At 64.3% G+C, this 4,385-nt stretch carries 4 protein-coding genes; 1 reads left to right on the top strand and 3 read right to left on the bottom strand.

Features of this window, described 5'->3' with window-relative positions; translation table 11 throughout:
• Window positions 1–176: 176 nt before the first annotated feature.
• The 3 genes from recR to dnaX form a co-directional block, all read right to left on the bottom strand.
• Window positions 177–779: a recombination mediator RecR gene (gene recR, locus HU720_RS23740; protein ID WP_186523565.1), complete on the bottom strand. Its 603-nt coding sequence runs from the start codon at window positions 777–779 to the stop codon at window positions 177–179.
• A gap of 88 nt (window positions 780–867) precedes the next feature.
• Window positions 868–1,203 (bottom strand): YbaB/EbfC family nucleoid-associated protein, encoded by a 336-nt coding sequence (locus HU720_RS23735; protein ID WP_145189127.1) that lies wholly within the window; start codon window positions 1,201–1,203, stop codon window positions 868–870.
• A gap of 68 nt (window positions 1,204–1,271) precedes the next feature.
• Window positions 1,272–3,281, bottom strand: a complete 2,010-nt coding sequence (dnaX, locus tag HU720_RS23730; protein WP_186523564.1) for a DNA polymerase III subunit gamma/tau — start codon at window positions 3,279–3,281, stop codon at window positions 1,272–1,274.
• 129 nt (window positions 3,282–3,410) lie between these two features.
• On the opposite strand from dnaX, the gene HU720_RS23725 reads away from it, so the two are divergent.
• Complete coding sequence (locus HU720_RS23725; RefSeq protein WP_346656615.1) at window positions 3,411–4,157, top strand: ABC transporter substrate-binding protein; 747 nt, start codon at window positions 3,411–3,413, stop codon at window positions 4,155–4,157.
• The last annotated feature ends 228 nt before the right edge of the window (window positions 4,158–4,385 follow it).

The following is a 4,385-nucleotide window of genomic DNA, read 5'->3' as shown; positions in this document are numbered from 1 at the left end:
GGGCTGCGCAGCAGCCCTTGGGTTTTCAGGGCTGCTGCGCAGCCCAACGCGGGGCAAGCCCGCTCGCCACAACTGTCTATCATTTCCCATAGGATTGGGTCCAACCAGCACTGTTGCGGCTGAGCACGATCTCTGTGGGAGCTGGCGACAGCCTGCGATGAGGCCAGTACAGGCTGCTACAGCGCAATAGGCCTGCGCCCGGCAAAGGCATGGGCTAGGGTGCCGCCATCAACCAGCTCAAGCTCGCCACCCAGCGGCACGCCATGGGCAATACGGGTCGCCGCCAGGCCCTTCTCGGCCAGCAACTGCGCGATGTAATGCGCTGTCGCTTCACCTTCAACCGTAGGGTTGGTGGCCAGAATCACCTCGTTGAAGGTGCCCTGCTCTTCGATCCGCGCCATCAGTTGCGGAATGCCGATGGCATCAGGCCCGAGCCCGTCGAGCGGCGACAGATGCCCCTTGAGCACGAAGTAACGGCCGCGGTAACCGGTCTGTTCGACCGCATACACATCCATTGGCCCTTCCACGACGCACAGCTGGGTATCGTCACGGCGCACATCGGCGCACTGCGGGCACAGCTCCTGCTCGGTCAGGGTGCGGCACTGGCGGCAATGACCAACACCGTCCATGGCCTGGCTCAGGGCCTGGGCCAGGCGCGTGCCACCGCTGCGATCACGCTCGAGCAATTGCAGGGCCATGCGCTGGGCGGTTTTCTGGCCGACACCCGGCAGAATGCGCAAGGCGTCGATCAGTTGGCGGATCAGGGGGCTGAAGCTCATGTAGGCAGGCCTGCAGTCTTGAATGACAGAATGAACAAGGGAGCAACGACCGTATGGCCGTTACTCCCCCTGTGCAGCACGGTTGCGGTCAGAACGGCATCTTGAAGCCCGGCGGCAGTTGCATGCCGGCGGTCATGTTGCCCATCTTGTCCTGGCTGTTCTGCTCGATCTTGCGCACGGCATCGTTCAGCGCCGCTGCGATCAGGTCTTCGAGCACTTCCTTGTCGTCCTCTTCGGTCGACATCAGGCTCTGGTCGATGCTGACGCGCTTGACGTCGTGGCGACCGGTCATCACCACGCTGACCAAGCCACCGCCAGACTGGCCGGTGACTTCAGCGTTGGCCAGCTCTTCCTGCATCTTCTGCATCTTTTCCTGCATCTGCTGGGCCTGCTTCATCAGGCCGGCCATGCCACCTTTCATCATGGGAAAGTACCTCGATATGGGTCATGTGATACGGCCGGCTCAACGCCCACCGCATGGTTATCCGTGGATTATTCCTGGCTCGCCAGGGCCGCTACTGGCTCAATAGTATCTTGCTTCACCGTCGCACCGAACTGGCTGATCATCTGCTGGACGAGCGGGTCGTTCTCGATCGACATTTCTGCCTCGTGCTGGCGCTCGGAACGCTTGCGCGCTGCGGCCTGGGCCGGGGTTTCCTGCTCGGGGCGGATCAGCTCGATCTTCAGGCGGATCTGGCGGCCCAGCTGTTGATTGAGCGCGTCGTTCAGGCGCCGCTGCTGGGTGGAGTTGAACAACGCGCCTTGCCCTGGGTCCAGGTGCAGCAGCCAGTCGTCGCCGTCGGCGGCAATCAGCGTGCAGTTGGCGGCGATATTACCGGTCATCCCAGAGACCGACAGCTGGGGGAATAATTCCAGCCATTGCAGGGCAAGACCGGTGGCGGGCTTCAAGGCCGGCAGCGGCTCGGGCGGCGTGACCGGGGCTTCTTCCTGGACATGCTCGGCGAGTTCGTCCAGGTAGCTGAAGCCCACCGGGTCGCTGTCCGGCACGTAATAATCTTCGTCCGCTGGCGGCTCGTCGTCACGCTCCATGCCCACCGGGTTGTAGGCCGATGGGTCGAACGGCGGCGCGTCGTACTCCGCCTGGCTGACAACCGGGTCAGGCACGGCGGGCGCCGGGGCTGCCGGTTCGTCCCATGGCAGGTCGCTGGCATCAGCGTCCGGCTCCGGTTCCGGTGCAGGCGCCACAATTTGCGGCTCAGGTTGCGTTTCTGGCTCAGGCTCAGGTTGCACTACTGCTGCCGGCACAGGCTCGCTGACGACAGGCGCAGGCTCTACGACACGCGTAGCCGCCTGGACGGGGGCAACAGCGGCCGGCGCTGCCACCGGAGTTGCCGGATCAGCTGTGGCTTGGCTGATCCCCACTGGCTTTAGCACCGGTGTCGGCGCGTCATCACTGTCCGCCGGGCGGAACGCCAGCATGCGCAGCAGCACCATCTCGAAGCCGCCCCGCGGGTCTGGCGCCAAGGGCAGGTCGCGGCGGCCGATCAGGCCCATCTGGTAGTAAAACTGTACGTCCTCGGCCGGCAGCGCCTGAGCCAGTGCCAGCACCCGGTCACGGTCGCCCTGGCCGTTGTCGACCGCCTCTGGCAGCGCCTGGGCAATGGCCACGCGGTGCAGCACGTTGAGCATTTCCGAGAGCACGCCATTCCAGTCCGGGCCCTGCTCGGCAAGGTCACGCACCGCTTCCAGCAGCGCCCGCGCATCGCCATCGAGCAACGCCTGGAGCACACCGTACACCTGGCCATGGTCGAGAGTGCCCAACATGGCCCGCACATCGGCAGCCAGCACCTTGCCTTCGCCAAAGGCGATGGCCTGGTCGGTGAGGCTCATTGCGTCGCGCATCGAACCGTCGGCAGCCCGGCCGAGCAGCCACAGGGCATCGTCCTCGAACGGCACGTTCTCGGCGCCCAGCACGTGGCCCAGGTGCTCGACCACCCGCTCCGGGCTCATGTTCTTCAGCGAAAACTGCAGGCAGCGCGACAGGATGGTAGCCGGCAGCTTCTGCGGGTCGGTGGTGGCGAGGATGAACTTGACGTAGGGCGGCGGCTCTTCGAGCGTTTTGAGCAAGGCGTTGAACGAGTGCGTGGACAGCATGTGCACTTCGTCGATGAGGTAGACCTTGAAGCGGCCACGGCTGGGGGCGTACTGCACATTGTCGAGCAGTTCGCGGGTGTCCTCGACCTTGGTACGGCTGGCGGCGTCGATCTCGATCAGGTCGACGAAGCGGCCTTCGTCGATTTCGCGGCACACCGAGCAGCTACCACACGGGGTGGAGGTGATGCCGGTCTCACAGTTCAGGCACTTGGCAATGATGCGCGCGATGGTGGTCTTGCCCACGCCACGGGTGCCGGTGAACAGATAGGCATGGTGCAAGCGCTGGTTGTCCAAGGCGTTGATCAAAGCCTTGAGCACATGGGCCTGGCCGACCATTTCGCGGAACGAGCGCGGGCGCCATTTACGTGCAAGAACCTGATAACTCATCAAAAAACCATCGTGACCGGAGCGGGCGGAAAGAGCGCTAATGCTAGCGGAGCGGGGGAAAAATTGCACCCAGCGGTTCTCGTCTACGCTCAATGCAGGCACCGAGCAGGCCGATCAAGGAGGATGAGCGTGCGCCGACTGCTGGCCATTCTGTTGTTATGCAGCAGCCACAGCCTGGCCGAGCCGCCAGCGCTGCGTTTTTCCATCGCCGAAAGCTGGAGCATGCCGCTGGTGCGCATCGAGGCCGAGCAACCGGTCGAGGGTATCGTTTTCGACATCATCCAGGGCATCGCGCGGGAAACCCGCATCACCCCGCACTATCACGTGATGGCCAGGTTGCGCCTGCAAGAGGCCATGGAAAGCGGCGACATCGACGTGCGCTGTTATGTTGCCAGCCAGTGGCTGACCAACCGCCCGGGCGACTATATCTGGAGCATCCCGCTGATCGAGCAGCGCGACCTGTTGGTCGGGCGCCCAGGCGAGACCGCCAAGGCAAGCGCCGAGGGGCTGCAGGCCCAGGCCATCGGCACAGTGCTGGGTTACCACTACCCTACCCTGGAGGGGCTTTTTGCACGCGGTCACCTGCAGCGCGAGGACAGCCGCAACCAACTGCTGGTGTTGCGCAAGCTACAGGCCGAGCGCTACCAGCATGCGGTGAGCAACCAGTTGTCATTGCAGTGGTTCAACCGGCAACTGCCGGCGCAGCAGCGTTTGCCAGCGGTGGCGGTGCTCGAGGAGCAGTCGTTGGGGTGCATGGTGCGCAGCGACCCGGCACTGCCGACTCAGGCAGTGCTCAGGGCGTTGGTGCGGATGAAGCAGTCGGGTGAGATCGAGCGGATCATCCAGCGCTATACCGAGGCCGACGGGGGTGGCTGAAGGCTGCGAGGTGTCCGCCGGAAACTATCCGGCGCCTATAAGATCGAGCGCCGCTGGCGCGGCGCATCGCAGGCTATCGCCAGCTCCCACAGAGCTCGCCCATCCACATATCGATGCCGTCTACGCGGTCAGTGTAGGAGCGGCCTTGTGCCGCGAAAGGGCTGCGGAGCGGCCCCAGGATCTGAGCACCCACCAGAATCGCTGGGGCTGCTTCGCAGCCCTTTCGCG

Origin of the sequence: Pseudomonas sp. SWRI51 (assembly GCF_014268825.1) — a bacterium.
Taxonomy (GTDB): domain Bacteria; phylum Pseudomonadota; class Gammaproteobacteria; order Pseudomonadales; family Pseudomonadaceae; genus Aquipseudomonas; species Aquipseudomonas farsensis.
This window is presented reverse-complemented; position numbering and strand designations above follow the sequence as displayed.